Consider the following 17999-nt stretch of genomic DNA (forward strand, 5'->3'; position numbering starts at 1 on the left):
TGTAATTTACCCAGAACCTTACAAAGCCAAGCCTTTCTTTCAGATCCCTATTCGAAGCCATATTCAACCATCTTCTTTTCTACTCCAAGTCTCTTAGCTATATTATGCATTAGTTCCTTATTAAGTTTGTCTTTAAACAGTTCGTAGACATGCGTGGCATCTTCAATGTCCTTGTCGCTTCCGAGCCATAACTTGAATGGTATCTGTATCTCGAATGGCGAAACATTGAGATGTCTGTCGTTAATTATGACCTCCAATGGCTTATTCAATGACATAAAATCAGTCTCCTTTTTAGGTAACTTTATTTCAAAATTCGGAACTGCTTCGCCAATCTTTGCTATCCTTATTGGTAGATGCTCATTTAGGATTTCGAATGCCTCTTCTTTCCCATCCCCATTAATGAGCCATAACCCGTTCTTGCCAAGTTCGTCGAAAAACTTGCCGAATGTGGCTGAATCTGTAACCTCAATGAAAATGTCCACATCCTCCGTAGTCCTTGTCCTGCCGAACAGTATGGCGACATAGCCGCTGATTACCACGTATTTTATCCCTACATTATTGAACAATGATACAAATTTAAGAACCAGCTCATCTAACTCTGACAATTCCCTATTGAATATCAGCCTGCTACCATCCAATGTATACTCCATTCGAGTCACTTTAATGTACTTATTTTGATTTTACACGCCTATCTGCCTTTCTAAATATCTTTATTTTGAACCATTGTTCTTGGAACTCAGTTAATGCTTTTATTTGTTCATCCAAGTAGGCTTTATTAAACGGGACTACAATGAGTTTGTCATCATTATCTTCAGTTCTGACTATTATTGCTATACACCTTCCACGAAAACTGTTTATGGGTTTGAATACGCCCAAAACATATGCATCGATATCCTCTCCATCCGCAGATTTTTCTCTTTTTACATAACCATAATTTATCGGATAAATAAAGTCGTGCTTAGGATGCCTACTACCTAATGGTCGGTCTATGGTGACACTAACAGTTTTACCTATAAATTTTCTTGAGTTTATATGTTCTTCATTATTTGCACGCATATCAACCAACTATTTTTAGCTAGGTTCAAATCTCCCCTGTGCTCCCATCGGGATTTGAACCCGAGTTCCTGGGTTGAAAGCCCAGTGTCCTTGGCCGAGCTGGACGATAGGAGCTTGGATGATTCTATGGTATGGTAATAATATATTAACTTTCCCTTATAACTTATAAAACGGGGGGTAAAATGATACTTTCAGACTTCGATTTGATGAACTACCTGAACAGCAAGAGGCTGAAGATAGAGCCGTTCTCAAGGGAGATAGTGCGCGAGAACGGGATAGATTTCCGGCTTGCTGACGAGATAGCATACCACAGGAAGGACCTTGGCGACGATTTCGTTATGGATCCGTCAAACAAGGAGATGATAGAAAGGGCGTACGACGTGAGGAAAAAGCAGGAGACGCTCGTGATAGGGCCGCGCGAGCAGGTTCTTCTTTCTACCATAGAGCACGTTGCGCTGCCCGACGATCTTGTCGGCGTCGTTGAGCTGAGGAGCACGTGGGCAAGGCACGGCTTTTCCATGCCCCCGACCATAATAGATGCTGGATTCAACGGCAACGTAACCCTTGAGGTGATAAACAACGCGCCGTACAAGATAGCGCTGAAGCCGAACACCAGGTTCGCGCACATAGTTTTCATAAAGGCGAGCAACGCCGTGGAAAGCAGCTACTCCAAGGGATCCTATTCAGGGCAGATGGGCGTGAGGCTGCCCAAGGTAATAAGCGAGTAGTCACACCAGCTCCTTGAGCCCCTCGATTGATGATACAGGCGCAGAGCCTGATGCCTTTATTATCCTGTTCATGATGGCTAGCCCTATTCCCCTCTCGGGAAATGTTTCTACCAATGCGAATTTCACTTCCTTTTTGTCGAGCTCCCTGAACGAGTCGAACAGGTTCTTTGCTATCTCGTAAAGGCTCCTCTCGCTCCCCATCCTTATGAGCTTTGCTCTTGAGTCGGATATCCTTTCTGCGGTCTCGTTGCTGCACAGCACGGCATAGTCGTCGCGCTTCCCAAGATGCTCCACTGCGCTCTCGAGAAGGTCCTTTTGCACGGCTATCAGCTTTGTGTCAGGGGCATAGTGCCTGTACTTCATCCCCGGCGCAACAGCCACGACATCCTTCCTGCTTATGTTTATCGATTCTGGCACCTCTATGTCAAGATATTTCCTTAGCTCCTCCATGGTGAACGCGCCGGGCCTGAGGAGCAGGTACGGCTCGACTGTAGCGTCTATTATCGTAGATTCCATGCCGAATGCCGCATCCCCGCCGTCAAGTATCGCGTCTATCTTGCCGTCGAAGTCCTTTATGACGTGCTCCGCCCTGGTGCCGCTAGGCCTCGTGGAGATGTTGGCGCTCGGAGCGGCTATAGGTGTCCCGCTTGCCTCTATCAGCCTGAGCGCGACTGGATGCGCGGGCATCCTTACCGAAATGGTATCAAGCCCTGCAGTCGTTTCGATAGGCACTGCTTCGTTCTTCTTAAGCCTGAACGTGACCGGCCCGGGCCACAGGATCTTCACCGCATTCATTACCTCTTCAGGCACCTCCCTTGCGACCCTTTCAATATCCCTGGTTTTCGATATGTGCGCTATGAGCGGGTTGTCCATCGGCCTGTTCTTTGCCTTGAATATGTTACGGCATGCGCCGCCGTTGAATGCGTCTGCGCCAAGCCCGTATACCGTTTCAGTCGGGAAGGCCACTATCCCGCCGCTTTTTATAATTGCAGCTGCTTCCCTTATGAGCTCCATCTCCGGGTTTACCGGGTTTACCTTGATTACTTTCGTCACGCAAATGCACAATGAGCAGATTATCCGCTATTATTTAATATACTTTACTGTCAAATACTTAATGATTTGATGCAGATAGATACTGCGGAGCTTATGCTAGCGAAGAAGGTCCTCTGGCCAGACGAGGAGGTGGAGGGCACGATAAAGCAGAGGCGCTTCATGCCCGGGGGATCGCTCATAACCCCAACCACTGTTGTTGTCACGGACAAGCGCCTCATAATAATAAACAGGGCTTCGCTCGGCTTCAGGCAGGACTATGAGGTTGTGCCCTACAACGCGATAATGAGCGTAAGGCTGGAGCACGGCATAATAACATCAACCGTATTCATAAGGGTCCTAGGCTACGACACCGACAGGGGGCTGCTAGGCGGCTCCGGGAAGCAGGAAGGGGAGATAGACGGGCTGAAGAACAAGGATGCGACGGAGCTTACCGATTACCTGAACAAGAAGCTCGAGAAAAGGTTCGATGCGCAGGCTAACGTGGACAAGGAGATACAGGGCCAGGAGGCGCACATAGACAACGGCGTGGGCTCCTACATATACTGCAACAACTGCGGCACCAAGAACAAGTCCTCTGCCAAGTTTTGCAGCAAATGCGGGAAACCGCTTTCAGGCGAGACAACCTAGCAAAAACCTATGTTTGCCGCAAGGATTATTAAATAATCCGCACAACTCATTATAGATTGTATGAAAAAGCAGTCCAGCATGTTGGGTCTTTACGCGGTTGCAGTACTCGCGATATTAGTCTTTGCAGCGGTGATGGTCTACGGCTTTACTATAAACCGCAGCCAGAGCCCGACCACAAGCACCATACAGCAGAGCAGCACCCTCACAATCAGCGCCACGGGCACCGTATACAACAGCTCCTCGCAGTCCGTCATCTACGTCACGATGAACGGAACCGGGAAGACGAACCAGCAGGCTGTTCAGAACATATCAGCTACGCTGCAGAAATTCAACAGCACGATAATGAAATACGTTAACAACAACGCGAGCCTCATAACCACCAGCTATTTCAACGTCTACAAGGTATACAACAAGAGCAGCTATGAGGCGTCGGAAAGCCTGTCCGTCACAATACCAGACATAGGAAATACCAGCGCAGCGATAGGCGCGCTGTCCAACATAACCAACGTTTACGTGGGCGGCGCAAGCCCCGAGCTCTCTGACGCTCAGGTGAGCGCTATGCGGGTCGCCGCGCTGTCACTTGCGCTTTCCAATGCCACGGCGCAGGCGCATGCGCTGCTGAGGAACAGCACCATATACACCACCAACATAACGATAAACAACTACTACGTGTACCCAATACCGTACAGGCTCGACCTTGCGATATCAGGAGGTAGCGGCGTAACAACCACTATACCGCCGGAATTCTACGGAGGTACAAACAAAGTCACGGAAAGCATAACGGTTGTGTTCGTATACGGGACCAAGCGTGGCTAGCGTCTTATGCAATCGGCTTTTCAGGATGAGATCCCGCCCTACATGCCCCTGTCCGCGTAGAAAGCGTGGTGCCTCTTCGGCTTCAGGCTCTTCACTATGTATTTGAATGCCTCGTGCGGCTTTGCCTTTCCGCCGCAGGTGTATATGTCAAGGGTTGCGTACTTGTATTCGTTCCACGTGTGTAGCACAACGTGGCTTTCGGTTATCAGCGCCATCACAGTTATGCCGCCCTTCTTGCCGCCGAAAGACCAGGATTTCACCTCTACAAGGGTCATCTTCGCCACCCCGACGGCCTTGAGCACCATGTCCTTCAGGAATGCCTCGTCGTTCACCAGCCTGTCGTCCGGCTCGTAGAGGTTGCCGAACACGTGTGAGCCGACTATCCTTTCCCCGGAATCAGCGATGCCTAAGGATTCTCCGCTTATCCTTTCTATTACCTTCTGGTGCACCGTGGAATTTTTAGCCATTTCGATAAAACCTGCCAGATATGTTAATAAATTATAATTTCCAGTTTTATTTTTGATGGATAATTATTTAAGAGTATTGAAAAGAAATAGGAATTATTTCCGGATCAGCCGGCAAGGCTTATCTCTATCTGCACCGTGTCCGGGACCCTTATTCGCATAACCTGCCTGAGCGCCTGCTCGCTCCCGTCTATTATTATCAGGCGCTTGTGGACGCGCATCTCCCACTTCTCGTAGGTGTGGCTGCCGTCGCCGCACGGGGTTTTCCTGGTCGTGTGGGAAAGCCTGCGCGTGGGAAGGGGCACCGGCCCCTTGGACTCCACGTTTATGGATACCGCTATGGCCTTTATCTGGCCGGCTATTGCGTCTATGTCCTTGGCAACCGTGCTGACCAGCTTTATTATCGCCTTCGTCATCTATTCACGCATCTACTTCCTTGCGACGACGTCGAGTATTATGCCTGCGCCTACCGTCTCTCCCATGTCCCTTATCGCGAACCTTCCCAGCTGCGGGAATTCGCTGAACTTCTCTATGCATATCGGCTTAGTCGGCTTTATCTTCACTATTGCAACGTCGCCTGTCTTTATTGTCTCGGGATTCTGCGCCGCAGTTTGGCCTGTCTTAGGATCCTTCCTCTCGAGTATGTCCGTTATAGTGCATGCGAGCTGCGCCGTGTGTATGTGGAACACAGGGGTGTAGCCCCTTGCTATGACGTTCTGGTGGTGCAGCACTATTATCTGCGCGGTGAACTCCGTGGCTACTGTCGGCGGGCTGCTTGTTGGGCCTATGACGTCCCCGCGCTTTATGTCCTTCCTGTCGACGTTCTTTATGTTGAAGCCTATGTTGTCCCCCGGCTCCGCCTGCTGCATCTGCTGGTGGTGCATCTCTATGCTCTTGACTTCAGATTTTGCCCCGCTAGGCATTATCACTATGGGATCGCCCACCTTGACAACCCCTGTCTCTACCCTCCCTACAGGAACCGTCCCGAATCCGGATATGCTGAACACGTCCTGTATCGGCAGCCTCAGCGGCTTGCTCGTAGGCTTTTCAGGCACTATGAGGGTATCGAGCGATGCGAGCAGCGTCGGCCCGGTATACCATGCCATCTTCTCCGACTTCTTCCCTGCATTGGATCCCTCCAGTGCAGAATATGGCACGAAAAGCACCTTGTCGGTCTTGAAGCCAAGCTGCTTCAGCAAGGTAGTGGCTTCTGTCTTTATCTGCTCGTACTTCTGCTGGCTGAAGTTGACCTGCGGGGAGTCCATCTTGTTTATGCCGACTATGAGCTGCGGCACCCCGAGGACGTTTATCAGTATCGCGTGCTCCCTTGTCTGCGGCTTTATGCCTTCCTCCGCGCTTATGACAAGCACCGCTGCGTCAGCCTGGCTGGCTCCGGTAATCATGTTCTTTACGAAGTCCCTGTGGCCCGGCGCGTCTATGATCGTGAAGAAGTACTTCTGCGTCTGGAACTCCTTGTGCGCTATGTCAATCGTTATTCCCCTTTCCCTTTCCTCCTTCAGGTTGTCCATTACGAACGCGAACTCGAAAGTGGGCCTGTTGAACTGCTGGGTGAGCTCCTTGAATCGCGCTATGTCCCTGTCTGTTATCGCGCCGCTCTCGTAAAGCAGCCTTCCTACTGTTGTTGACTTTCCGTGGTCAACGTGTCCTATAAAGATTAAATTCAGGTGTGGTTTATCTGCCATTATTTCACCGATTTAGCATAAACATTGATTTTTCCAATGCATTTAATGAGACTAAGAAAACTAGCCCCTTAGAGTGCCCAGAATAGCAATACAAATATGACATAATACTTATATATGTAAGATATAAAAAACTATGCCCTTTCCCGGTTTATCGATAGCTAGGAAGGTGTTGGTTCCTGCATGCGTAGCGGCCCAATCCTGCGGATTATTGCGGCATTCTGGCAGTGGAAAAATGATGGATTTGCGACGCCTTTCGCGAAACCAAAATAAAACACAAAGGTATTTAAACACAGTCGTGCATAATAGCTTGATTAACCGTATGTGATCCCTATGAAGATACCATACTATCCGATAGCAAGGGTCGAAGCCGAAGATGAGGACGAGGATGAGGACGAAGACGACGACGTGGACGACGACGATGATGACGAGGACATGGACGACGAGGAGGACATGTAGCTTTGCGCCCTTGTCACGCGGGCAATAGAAAAGTATAAAGGATTTTTTTGTTAAATATTATTATTCATTTTATTCGGTTTATCATATTCTATTCATAATTTTGACTGATTGATGATGTTAGCTTATCAGGTGTAGATTTGGCGGATGGCATAGAACTTACTGTTGCTGCGGCTCTGGTAACCGATGACGGGAGGGGCATAGCAAGGATAGACTCCAAGGCCAGGAAGATGCTCAACCTCATTTCCGGGGACGTAATAGAGATGAAGGGCAGGAGGAAATCGACTGCTGCCATAGTGTGGCAGGCCCACCAGCAGGACGAGGGACTGGACTTCATAAGGATAGACGGATGGATAAGGCAGAACATAGGTGTTGGCATAGGGGACAGGGTCTTCGTTACCAAGGCCGAGGTCAAGGATGCGGAGAAGATAGTCCTTGCGCCGCCGCCGAACCAGCGCACCCCGATATCGCCGGATTTCTCAGAATACGCCAAGAACAGGCTGGAGGACAAGCCGCTGGTAAAGGGGGACGTTGTGCCCATAGCGATGTTCGGCTATGCATTCAATTTCATAGTAACGCAGGTTTCCCCGCACGGTGTTGTCAGGGTCACAAAGGATACGGAAGTTCTTGTAAGGAACGAGCCGGTGTCCGAATCAATGGTGAAGATAGGGGAGGTGCACTACGAGGACATAGGAGGCCTGAAGGGCGAGATAGAGAAGATAAGGGAGATGGTTGAATTGCCCATAAGGTACCCGGAGCTCTTCGAAAGGCTGGGGATAGAGCCGCCAAGGGGGGTTCTGCTTTACGGATCCCCAGGCACTGGAAAGACGCTGCTTGCTAAGGCCGTAGCCAACGAGAGCGATGCTCATTTCATATACATATCAGGGCCCGAGCTCGTGAGCAAGTTCGTTGGCGAGAGCGAGGAGCGCCTCAGGGAGATATTCAACGAAGCAAAGGAGAAGGCGCCGACGATAATATTCATGGACGAGATAGACGCCATAGCGCCCAAGAGGGAGGAGGCAACCAACGAGGTGGAGCGCAGGATGGTATCGCAGCTGCTCACGCTCATGGACGGCATGGGAACAAGGGGCCACGTCATAGTTGTAGGAGCTACGAACAGGCCCAATGCGATAGACCCGGCGCTCAGGAGGCCCGGCAGGTTCGACAGGGAAGTTGAGATAGGGGTTCCTGACAGGAACGCAAGGAAGGAAATACTCCAGATACACACAAGGAACATGCCATTGGCCAAGGACGTGAAGCTGGAGGAGCTGGCAGACATGACGCACGGCTATACCGGTGCTGACATAGCAGCGCTTGCGAGGGAGGCAGCGATGGCCGAGCTCAGGCACATACTGCCAAAGATACTCAACAAGAAATCCGTGCCGAACGAGATACTCATGTCGCTCAACGTTACGATGCAGGATTTCAGGGAGGGGCTTTCGCTGATACAGCCAAGCGCGCTCAGGGAGGTATTCGTGGAAAGGCCGAACGTGCACTGGAACGACGTCGGCGGAATGGAGGACGTAAAGGCGCAGCTGAAGGAAGCTGTTGAACTGCCCGTGAAGAACCCGGAGGCCTTCGAGAAGATAGGGATAAGGCCGGTAAAGGGATTGCTGCTTGTCGGGGCGCCAGGCACTGGAAAGACGCTGCTTGCTAAGACTGTTGCCACCGAGCGCGAATCCAACTTCATATCCATAAAGGGCCCTGAGCTCCTAAGCAAGTACGTCGGGGAGAGCGAAAAGGCGGTAAGGGAGGTATTCAGGAAGGCGAAGATGGCCGCGCCGTGCATAATATTCATAGACGAGATAGACGCGATGGCATATGCAAGGAACAGCGACTCGACAGATTCGCTTGTTACGGAAAGGGTTGTAGACACTTTGCTGACGGAGATGGACGGGCTTTCGGAAATAAAGAACGTGTTCGTGCTCGCAGCGACCAACAGGCCCGACATAATAGACCCGGCGCTGCTGAGGCCCGGCAGATTCGACAAGATAATAGAGATACCAATGCCTGACGAGCCCACGAGGAAGGCGATATTCGTTGTGCACACGAAGAAGATGCCGTTAGCTAAGGACGTCTCCCTTGACGATCTCGCAAGGGAAACAGAGAACTACACCGGAGCTGAGATAGAGAACATAGTCAGGGAGGCAGGCATGAACGCGATAAGGGCCAAGAGGGACATAGTGACAAAGCCGGACTTCAAGGTTGCATTGGAAGAGGTGAAGCCTACGATACCGAAGGAGCTTTCCGACAGGATAAAGCGGTTCAAGGAAGAACCGGAAAACATGTACAGGTAGATTATATGAAAGTAGTATACGCTGATGCGAAAACGGGTAAGAGCGCCCAGATGGAACTGGACGATGACAAGGCCTCGCTTTTCATGAACCACAGGATAAACGAGGTGATAGACGGTGCGGCCCTTGGGCTTTCGGGCTACAAGCTCAGGATAACCGGGGGCAGCGACAAGAGCGGCTTCGCGATGAACAGGAGCATAAGCGGCGCGATAAAGACCAAGATCCTTGAAAGGGCTGGCCGCGCAGGCAAGAGGAAGGGCCAGTACAGGAGGCGCACCGTGAGGGGCAGCATGGTGAGCAACGACACCGAGCTTGTCAATACGGTAATAGTTGAATACGGCGACAGGCCGGTTGCGGAGCTTTTCCCCGAAAAGGGGAAGAAGGAGAAGGCTCAGTAATGATGGTGTTTAGCTTTGGACAAGACCACGCATAGCGTATTGAACATCGGGACGCTTGGCCACATAGACCACGGGAAGACGTCGCTCACAAGGGCCATAACCGGCACCTGGACCGACAGGCACAGCGAAAGCATAAAGAGGAACATGACGATAAAGCTCGGCTATGCGGATGCGGTAATCAGCAAGTGCGATGGATGCGACGGCCCCGGCGCGTACACCACTGGGGAGAAGTGCGATGGATGCGAAGGAAGGGCTGTGCCGCTCATGAGGATATCGCTCCTCGATGCGCCGGGCCACGAGACGCTCATGGCGACAGCTATAGCCGGATCCAGCGTCATAGACGCGATACTCTTCGTGATAGCGGCCAACGAGCCGGTCCCGATGCCTCAGACCAGGGAGCACCTCATGATAATAAACATACTCGGCATCAAGAACGTGATAATAGCCCAGACGAAGATAGACGTTGTTGGAAGGGAGAAGGCGCAGGAGCACGAGGCAAAGATAAGGGAATTCATAAAGGGCAGCATAATAGAGGGCGCGCCGATAATACCGGTGATGCCGAACCTCGGCATAAACGTGGGCGCCATACTGGAGCGCATAGCAAGCATGAAGCTGCCGCAGAGGGACCTGGAGTCCGACCCGATGATGTACGTGGTGAGGTCCTTTGACATAAACAAGCCGGGAGTCGATGCGGACAAGATCTCCGGAGGGGTCATAGGATGCGCGGTAACAAGGGGCAGGCTGAAGTCAGGCTCGCAGATAGAGATAAGGCCCGGGATAAAGCGCAACACCAAGTCCAAGAGGGAGATGTACGAGCCGATAATAACCGTTGTGAACGGCATGAGCAACGGCAAGGACAGCATAGACGAGGCAATACCTGGCGGGCTTGTCGGCATATCCACGGAGATAGACCCGACGTTCACCAAGGCTGACGGCCTTGTAGGGAATGTTGTGGGCCTTGTCGGCAAGCTGCCGCCGATGATAGGAAGCATCACGATAAAATACCACAAGCTCAAGAGGGACGACATACCTGAGCAGGGAATGTCGGAGAACGAGCCGCTCATCCTCGGCATAGGCACCACCACAATCCTGGGCTACATAAAGAAGGCGAAGAGGGACAACATAGAGATAACGCTCAAGCACCCGATAAGCGCTGAGAAGGGCGCCAAGATAGCTGTGATGAGGAACATAGGGCGCAGGTGGAGGCTTACAGGCTACGGCCAGCTCAACTAGCCTTTTGCCTCTGTTCCGATAATGAGCAGCAGCTGCAACGCTATTAATATTTTCACGTCCATTAATATATGCCTGTACGCAGGCGCGTGCATTCAATGGCGAAAAGGATCCACGTAGGCATGATAGCCGAAAGGTCAATGGTCTCTGTCGCCCCGGACACCAAGGCCTCTGCAGCGCGCAAGCTGATGAGGGATTCAAACATCTCTATGGTACCTGTGCTTGACAACGGAAGGCTCGTCGGCATACTTAGCGACGAATCCGTAAATGTGAACGGTACAGAAAATGAGGCAGGGGCGCTGATGCTCAAGCCGCTTTTCGTGGAAAAGGATAGGAGCCTGGACTACGCGATAAAATACCTGATAAGCCACAGGCTCAACAGGGTACCGGTGGTTGAATCAAGCATAGGGATGATATGCATAGGAATAGTTACTGCATCCGAGCTCCTCAAGGCAAAAAAATCGATGCAGGTTGATTGAATGGCTCTACCTCTGCAGCACTATCTGTATCGCGCTAACCTTCGACCTTGAGCCGTCCTCGTTCGTAAGCTCCTCCGAGGATGTCTTTATGCTCTTCTCCTTCAATTCCGGCAGGAACCTGTTGACCACTATCTCCTTCACGTCCACAGCCCTGGATATGGAGTTGCCCCTGGCCTTTATGGTTACCTCCTTCATGCCGCTGTTGAACTGCGTCACCACGGCAAGCACGTAATTCATCGTGGGCTTCCTGCCTATGTAAACCGTGTTCTCCGACCTTCCCTCGCCACCAAAGTCCATCCTCTGCTCTTCCGTTGTTTCGTTTGCCATGATATCACTTGCTCCGTTCGTGTTAGATGCAGAATGACTTGTTAATCAAAGTATATATAGGTTCTTGCGTGCCGTGTGTATTTTTATCGCAACCGGTGCCGATTGGTGCATGCATGAGCGGGAATTCCGCCGTACGCATCACTTAGAGGAGAGCTTCCTTATGCCCCTCAGCTCCCTGTCAGGATCCACATCCAGCCCCATCTCCGACAATACCTGGAAAGGGTACACTATGGATATGTCGCTGAGAAGCCTCACCTCCCTCTCGAGCTTTAGCTCCCTTGCGAGCTTCATGTTGGCCTCTATGGACCACAGCACGTTGGAGAGTATGCCCCTAGCGAGCTTTAGAACATGCTCTCTCTCCACCACATTTTCAGCTATGAGCCTGCGCGCCTCCTCCGTGTCCCACCTCTCCGTCCCCTTGTCCTCGAATGCCTTGCTGAAGGAGCGCATGAATTCCGGCGACACGGGATAGAACACCTTGTAGAATATTATCCCGAAAGTGGCAGCGTAGGAGTAGCGGAGTATTATGCCCGTTGTTATGACCCTGTCGTGCCACGAGTCTATCTTTGATATGCGCTCGAATGCCTTCTCGAGCGACTTGGGCTGCTCCCCCACAGAATGGCCCAGACCCTCGGCAAGGTTCTTCAGCGCGCGCGTGCGCCTCATGTCCAGGACGGATATCTCGAGGAAGCGCCTCTCGTATTCCGCGTTCCTGTCAAGCGACTTGGTGGCCCACGCCTCCTCTATGCGCGCCATGCTCTCCTCGCCGTAGAAGAATAGGTTGAGCAGCTTGAGCACCGACGCCATGTTGAACGTGGTCCCGTTCGGGAGCCTCACCTGCGTCTTGGTTATCTCCCCCTTCTTCCTCTTCACATCGACAAGGCTTATTGCGTATTTGACTGCACTGATTGGGTTTTCCCTCACGTACCTGTACACGTACGGCCTCACCCACACCGGAAGCCTGTATTTCTCAAGCGCAGAATCCACCAGCCTGTCTGTCTGCAGATTCAAGTGCCCACCACTCTGCAATATACGCTTGATATCCTTTTATGTCTTTTTCTTTGATTGAGACTTCCTGCTTGAGTATATCCTGAATGCGACGAAGGCTATTACGGCGATTACCACTGCGTATTCTATGTAGCTGATGTATCCGGAGGTGCCGCTCCTGCCAGTTCCAACATATGCGTAGTAGCCGTTGGATCCGGAGAACTGCTGGTTGACCGCTGCGTTCGGCTGCCTCCACTGCTCGAAGAGAGTGACTGGATAGTTCCCCAGGTTTCCAGAAGGGTCGACGCCGACGTAGAACGTAGCGTTAACGCTCTGGCCCGGCGCCAGCGAGTTTATGTATATGTTCGGGTTCACCGGCGTTATGGGGAATGTTGTCTGCAGGCTCAGTGTTACCTGCTCGGCCGCTATGTTCCCTGTGTTCTTGATGTGGAACGTTATGGGCTTGTACGCATCCCCGGGCTTTATGCTTGTGGTAACGTTGGTTATGTTGAATACCGCAGATTTCTGTATGTTTATGGGTATGTACTGCAGCTGCGTGAAGTTGTCGTTGTAGTTGGAGCTGTAGTACTTCAGCGAGACGGGGAGCGAGAAGGAGTTGCTGCTGAGGGACCTGTTGGCGTTTATGTAAACAGTCATCGTCGTGGAGTTCTTCGGGCCTAGCGATGCTATGAAGAACTGGGATATGCTCCCGATTTCAACCCCGGGCCCGTTCAGGAAGCTTGCTGTCAGGTTCTTTGCCGTGCCAAGGCCGGTATTCTGAAGCTGCACGGTGAGAGTCTGGTTGCCCCCGGCATACAGGTTCGTCGGCGTGGCGCTGGCTATGCTGGCCACGACGTTCGGCTGGTTTATTATTATGTCAAGCAAAAGGCTTGTGTTCTCGGTAACTGCGTTTCCCGACTGCGCGACATATGATATGGTCGCGTTTACAGGGTAGGTGCCGTTGCTTATGCTGATGGACGGCTGCAGATTGGCGGTGAATGTGGCCGTGCCGTCGGGGCTTATGGACCCGAGGTTGAACTGCTCAGTTCCGAAAACCTTGAAGTACTGCGAGTCGTGCAGCGTCACGGTCACGTTGTTTGCTACGTCGGTTCCGGGATTCACCGCACTCATCTGCATGCTTGTGGATTGCCCCGGGGAGAGCATGGACGAGGGATTTGCGCTGAGCTTTATCACAGGGGTGCCGTAGACGTAGAAGCTTATCGGGATTTCCGCTGATGCGGGAAGCCTCGTTACGCCGCTGTAGCTGTTCGGCTGGTCGGTCTGGTAGTTCGCGACCACGTCTATAGTGTATTCCCCTGCATGCAGGGTAGAGGGTATGTGCACCGAATAGGTGAATGTGTCAAGCCCCACTCCCCCGCCGTAGAGCCCCGTGCCTATCGCGTCTATTATGGAGGTGCTTGACGGCGATACGTTTATTATCGGGTTCTGCGCGGTAAGCTGCAGGTTCACGTTGTAAAGCGTGGACGAGTATGAATTGTAAAGCTGCAGCATTATCGTGGCGTTGCTTCCTGCCACTACAGGCTGCGGCGATATCCTCAGATTGACGATGGACAGCGCCCCGTCCCCGACCGAAACCGCGCCCGCAGCGCCCATCGCAAGGACTGGCGCAAACATGGAAACCAGAAGGATTACCCTTATCATCTCTTTAGCTCTCATTTCATTCACCATTGAACATCATTCTATCCTTGTCTTGAAGACCTTGATTGCGAGTATCGTGGAAACCACGATGAACACCGCGAGCACTGCAAGGTCAAGCTCTATCGTAGCTATAGGATAATAGCCGTTCATCATCACGTCCCTTATGCCGGTGGTGACGTATGTGAGCGGGTCCACAACGCTCACCGGCTGCAGCCAAGCAGGCAGCGTGCTGACAGGGGAGAACGCCCCGGACACGAACCACAGCGGCAGCGTTATGGTCTGCGCAGCTATCGCGTATACCTCGACCTTGTTTATCCTCGACGCAAGCGCGCTTGTGAGCGCGCTGAACCCGAATGCTGCGATGAGCGACAGCAGGAGTATCCATATCACCCCGACAGCGCCCATCGCTATGTTTATACCGAACAGGAATATCAGCCCGAACATTACTATTGAGTTCACCACCCCCGTAGTAGTTCCAGCAAGCATCTTGCTGAGCACCAGCGCGGTCCTTTGAACAGGGGTTATAAGAAACGCCTTGAGGTTGCCGAAGTCCCTGTCCTGGATTATGGACATGCCGCCGCCGAACATGCTTCCGAACACTATCACCATCCCGAAGAGCCCGCCTGCGACGAACGTCTTGTAGTTCCCTTGGGTGCCGTACGTAGGATTGAGCGTTACGGTGCTTACCGGAGGGGCGTTGCTGAGGAGGAAGCCCTGCTGCAGCGCCGCGCTGGTCCTTGCGCCGAACTGTGAGGCGGTTACGCTGATCTGCTGGAGCGAGCTCCCGAGATTGGCGAAATTGTTGGCATAATAAACATAAACGGACGGGCTAGTAGATGAGGCCGTTCCGCTGCCAGGGAATCCGGGCAGTATTACAACGACTACGTCTATCCTCCCGGCGCTGAGGTCCTTCAGGGCCTGGTACTCCGTTGTCACGCCCTTCAACGACACGAAGTTCTGCTGCTGCAGGTTGTTCATGAACTGGACAGACTGGGGATTGTTGGCGTAGTTGACAACTTCAATGGGCACGTTCTTCGGCGCGGAGTTTATGCTGCCGAATATGAGAAGCAGTATGAGCGGGAATATTATGGCCCTTATGAGGTTGGTCCTGAGGTTTGCCTTGTATATGAGCAATTCCCTCTTGTAAAGCGTAATGGTGTCGTTCAGTAGCCCCACATGATCACCTTTTCCACATCTTGTTCCTGTTTGCAGTTGCCGCATCCTCCGAAGTGGAATCCCTTATCTGCGATCCAGTGAGCTTGAGGAAGGCGTCGTCGAGCGTCGGGAGGTGCGCGCTTATCGCAAGCACAGGTATCTTCTTGTCCTCGATGTCGTTGGTTATGTTCCTGAACAGCCTTGAGGAGTTGGCCCCGAGGGCGCCTATTATCTTGTCGCCCTTTATCTCCGGGTCAACCCCGTATTTCTTCAATATCCTTACGATGTTCTCTATGTCGCCGTGCCTGGCGACTATTTCAAGGATGTTGCCGGTGCTCACCATCGCCTTGAGCTCCGACGCGGTGCCTATCGCCTTTATCTTTCCGTGGTCTATTATCGCTATCCTTTCGCACAGCGCGTCAGCCTCCTCGAGGTACTGCGTAGTAAGTATTATCGTGACGCCGCTCTTGTTCAGCTCCCTTATCCTGTCCCACAGCTGGTTCCTGTTCTGTACGTCAAGGCCGGTTGTCGGCTCGTCCAGTATCAGTATCGGTGGGTTGTGCACCATGGACTTCACCAGCTCCAGCCTCCTTTTCATGCCCCCGGAAAATGTGCCTGCCTTCTTGTCTGCAAAATCCATGAGGTCGGCGTCATGAAGCGCCTCTGCAACCCTCTTTTTCTCCGTTACAGGATCAACCTGGTACAGCTCTGCGAACAGCTCCAGGTTCTGCCTTGCGGTAAGCTCGTTTTCAACAACCGTCTCCTGCGTCATCAGGCCTATCGATTGCTTTATGCTGTTTATGTGCTCCTGGTTGTTTATCCCGTTCACGAATATGGTTCCGCTGGTCTGCTTGAGAAGCCCGAGCACCACGTTGAGCAGAGTGGTCTTGCCGGCGCCGTTGGGCCCGAGCAGGCCGAATACCTCGCCCTCCTTGATGCTGAGGTCTATGCCGCCGAGTGCGGTGAAGTCCCCGAATTTCTTTACCAGGCCGTTCACCTCTATTATGTTTTTTGCAGCCACAGGACTACCCCAGTATCTTGACGAGCTCCCTCATGCTTTTCATGAAAAGCCCCTTTGATTCCTTGAGGGCATTGCTCCCCTTTGCGGTTATTTTGTAATAGTTCTTAAGCTTGCCGCCGTCTATCCTCGCATCCAGCTTTATGTAGCCGGATTTCTCCAGAGCCTTCACCGTGTTGTATATGTCGTTCTTGGGATCCGTGCTGTATTTCTTGAGGAACATGGAGAACCTGCTTGCATTCAGCTCCTTGATCAGGGCATACGAGTATATTTCGCCGCGCTCTATCCTCTTCAACAGCACGATCTTGAGCACGGTCCTCGCCATGTCCTTCGTCATGAACGGGTGCTCGTACTTGTACTTCTGCGCAGCTGGCTTCGCCACATTAACCCCCCAGTTAGTTTAAATTTAAACTATATTAATTTAAAACTAAAAGTATATATATCTTTTTGGCACAGGAGCTTTGCACGAGAAAGCCATTTTGCACGAAAACTCTCCTTCTTGCACGAAAAGTCAAAAATTCATGATTAGGTGAACCTATGGTAACTAATATAGATTTGATTAGACCAAAAAATAATAAGATATACAAGAGGGTAAGACCCATGACTGTTTGTTTAAGCGTAATATGCGATAGCGGCACATATCCGAGAATTGTATTTTGTGCAGATAGACAAGTAACTGCTGGTGGTTTAACATTTGAACAAGCACGTGCAAAATTCGCTTTGGCTTCAAGAAAATGTACTAATTGCGTCATATTAAACGCTGGTGATGGGTATAATGCCGACAAAATACTTGTCAGAGTAGGTGATTTCCTTGATGGAGAGATATCTAAAGGTAGGATATTCACTATAATGGAAATTTCTGAACTTATAAGGAAAGAAACAGAACATCTTAGAAACGAAAGGATAAATGCACAAATTCTTAATCCACGTGGTTTAAACTTAGAAACATTTTACAAAAATTTAAAGAAATATCCAGAAACTTTTTGGAAAAATGTAGACGAAGAAATTAAGAAGTACTCTGTAGATACGAATTTCTTAGTTGTAGGGTTTGACATAATGGAAAACGGTAAAAAATATCTCGCACACATAAATCTCATAAATGAAAATGGTGAAATAGAGATATTAGACGGAGATGGGTTTGGGATAATAGGAATGGGTAATCTTATGTCCTTGCCAGAGATAACAAAAGAAGCATATCAACTTACAACCCCCTTAAGTGAAGCCATTGTAAAAGTTTATTGGGCAAAAAAATCTGCTGAAAGAGTTTTAACTGTAGGACATAAATCAACAGATTTAGGAGTTATGTGGTGCATTTCAGATAAAGATGGGAATGTAATAGTACAAGGCACTATGCTACAGCCTGAATTTCTAAAAGAACTTGATAAAAGCTATGAAGCCTCAAATCAGAAAATGCATGAATCAATAGTAGAAATAGAAAAAAATATCGAAGACATATTCGCTGGTAAAAAAACACTATCAATACATTAAGTAATCATTTCTTTTTTTTCTTAATTATTAGAATACCATTCTCTATTCTTGCATCTAAAACTTG

At 50.8% G+C, this 17999-nt stretch carries 20 protein-coding genes and 1 tRNA gene; 8 read left to right on the forward strand and 13 right to left on the reverse strand.

Annotated elements, in window-relative coordinates; all coding sequences use genetic code 11:
• Positions 1-47 precede the first annotated feature (47 nt).
• The 3 genes from KGI06_04575 to KGI06_04585 form a co-directional block, all read right to left on the reverse strand.
• Positions 48-650: a hypothetical protein gene (locus KGI06_04575; GenBank protein MDE1871483.1), complete on the reverse strand. Its 603-nt coding sequence runs from the start codon at positions 648-650 to the stop codon at positions 48-50.
• 19 nt (positions 651-669) lie between these two features.
• Complete coding sequence (locus KGI06_04580; protein ID MDE1871484.1) at positions 670-1056, reverse strand: inorganic diphosphatase; 387 nt, start codon at positions 1054-1056, stop codon at positions 670-672.
• A 39-nt stretch (positions 1057-1095) separates the two neighbouring features.
• Positions 1096-1170, reverse strand: a tRNA-Glu gene (locus KGI06_04585).
• 68 nt (positions 1171-1238) lie between these two features.
• On the opposite strand from KGI06_04585, the gene dcd reads away from it, so the two are divergent.
• Entirely contained in the window at positions 1239-1784 is a 546-nt protein-coding gene (dcd, locus tag KGI06_04590) for a dCTP deaminase (protein MDE1871485.1), read from the forward strand.
• Here dcd and KGI06_04595 read toward each other — a convergent pair whose 3' ends face one another.
• A complete protein-coding gene (locus tag KGI06_04595; GenBank protein ID MDE1871486.1) occupies positions 1785-2837 on the reverse strand; it encodes a threonylcarbamoyl-AMP synthase in 1053 nt (350 codons plus the stop codon).
• A 69-nt stretch (positions 2838-2906) separates the two neighbouring features.
• Here KGI06_04595 and KGI06_04600 point away from each other — a divergent pair, with 69 nt between their 5' ends.
• Positions 2907-3464 (forward strand): PH domain-containing protein, encoded by a 558-nt coding sequence (locus KGI06_04600; protein MDE1871487.1) that lies wholly within the window; start codon positions 2907-2909, stop codon positions 3462-3464.
• 60 nt (positions 3465-3524) lie between these two features.
• Entirely contained in the window at positions 3525-4280 is a 756-nt protein-coding gene (locus KGI06_04605) for an SIMPL domain-containing protein (GenBank protein ID MDE1871488.1), read from the forward strand.
• A gap of 38 nt (positions 4281-4318) precedes the next feature.
• Here the strand turns inward: KGI06_04605 and speD are convergent, their stop codons facing one another.
• From speD to tuf, 3 genes are all read right to left on the reverse strand, one after another.
• On the reverse strand, positions 4319-4747 hold the full coding sequence (gene speD, locus KGI06_04610) for an adenosylmethionine decarboxylase (GenBank protein ID MDE1871489.1): 429 nt from the start codon (positions 4745-4747) through the stop codon (positions 4319-4321).
• Positions 4748-4851: 104 nt separating this feature from the next.
• Entirely contained in the window at positions 4852-5160 is a 309-nt protein-coding gene (gene rpsJ / locus KGI06_04615) for a 30S ribosomal protein S10 (GenBank protein ID MDE1871490.1), read from the reverse strand.
• Between the two features lie 12 nt (positions 5161-5172).
• Entirely contained in the window at positions 5173-6450 is a 1278-nt protein-coding gene (tuf, locus tag KGI06_04620; GenBank protein ID MDE1871491.1) for a translation elongation factor EF-1 subunit alpha, read from the reverse strand.
• 602 nt (positions 6451-7052) lie between these two features.
• Here tuf and KGI06_04625 point away from each other — a divergent pair.
• The 4 genes from KGI06_04625 (at position 7053) to KGI06_04640 (ending at position 11301) form a co-directional block, all read left to right on the forward strand.
• The gene (locus KGI06_04625) at positions 7053-9197 is read left to right on the forward strand and encodes a CDC48 family AAA ATPase (protein ID MDE1871492.1); all 2145 of its coding nucleotides are present in this window, start codon (positions 7053-7055) and stop codon (positions 9195-9197) included.
• 5 nt (positions 9198-9202) lie between these two features.
• Positions 9203-9592, forward strand: a complete 390-nt coding sequence (locus tag KGI06_04630; protein ID MDE1871493.1) for a 30S ribosomal protein S6e — start codon at positions 9203-9205, stop codon at positions 9590-9592.
• 15 nt (positions 9593-9607) lie between these two features.
• On the forward strand, positions 9608-10825 hold the full coding sequence (locus tag KGI06_04635; protein MDE1871494.1) for a translation initiation factor IF-2 subunit gamma: 1218 nt from the start codon (positions 9608-9610) through the stop codon (positions 10823-10825).
• A gap of 95 nt (positions 10826-10920) precedes the next feature.
• A complete protein-coding gene (locus KGI06_04640) occupies positions 10921-11301 on the forward strand; it encodes a CBS domain-containing protein (protein MDE1871495.1) in 381 nt (126 codons plus the stop codon).
• 6 nt (positions 11302-11307) lie between these two features.
• On the opposite strand, the gene albA is transcribed toward KGI06_04640, so the two are convergent.
• The 6 genes from albA to KGI06_04670 form a co-directional block, all read right to left on the reverse strand.
• Entirely contained in the window at positions 11308-11628 is a 321-nt protein-coding gene (gene albA, locus KGI06_04645; GenBank protein MDE1871496.1) for a DNA-binding protein Alba, read from the reverse strand.
• 138 nt (positions 11629-11766) lie between these two features.
• Positions 11767-12639: a hypothetical protein gene (locus KGI06_04650; protein MDE1871497.1), complete on the reverse strand. Its 873-nt coding sequence runs from the start codon at positions 12637-12639 to the stop codon at positions 11767-11769.
• Between the two features lie 36 nt (positions 12640-12675).
• Entirely contained in the window at positions 12676-14292 is a 1617-nt protein-coding gene (locus KGI06_04655; protein ID MDE1871498.1) for a COG1361 S-layer family protein, read from the reverse strand.
• Positions 14293-14310: 18 nt separating this feature from the next.
• Positions 14311-15450, reverse strand: a complete 1140-nt coding sequence (locus tag KGI06_04660) for an ABC transporter permease (protein MDE1871499.1) — start codon at positions 15448-15450, stop codon at positions 14311-14313.
• Between the two features lie 4 nt (positions 15451-15454).
• Positions 15455-16450, reverse strand: coding sequence for an ATP-binding cassette domain-containing protein (locus KGI06_04665; GenBank protein MDE1871500.1), 996 nt, complete (start codon positions 16448-16450; stop codon positions 15455-15457).
• 4 nt (positions 16451-16454) lie between these two features.
• The gene (locus tag KGI06_04670) at positions 16455-16829 is read right to left on the reverse strand and encodes a PadR family transcriptional regulator (protein ID MDE1871501.1); all 375 of its coding nucleotides are present in this window, start codon (positions 16827-16829) and stop codon (positions 16455-16457) included.
• Between the two features lie 155 nt (positions 16830-16984).
• Between KGI06_04670 and KGI06_04675 the strand changes: the two genes are divergently transcribed.
• A complete protein-coding gene (locus tag KGI06_04675) occupies positions 16985-17935 on the forward strand; it encodes a hypothetical protein (protein MDE1871502.1) in 951 nt (316 codons plus the stop codon).
• The last annotated feature ends 64 nt before the right edge of the window (positions 17936-17999 follow it).

It is taken from the genome of Candidatus Micrarchaeota archaeon, assembly GCA_028866575.1.
Classification (GTDB): Archaea; Micrarchaeota; Micrarchaeia; order Micrarchaeales; family Micrarchaeaceae; genus UBA12276.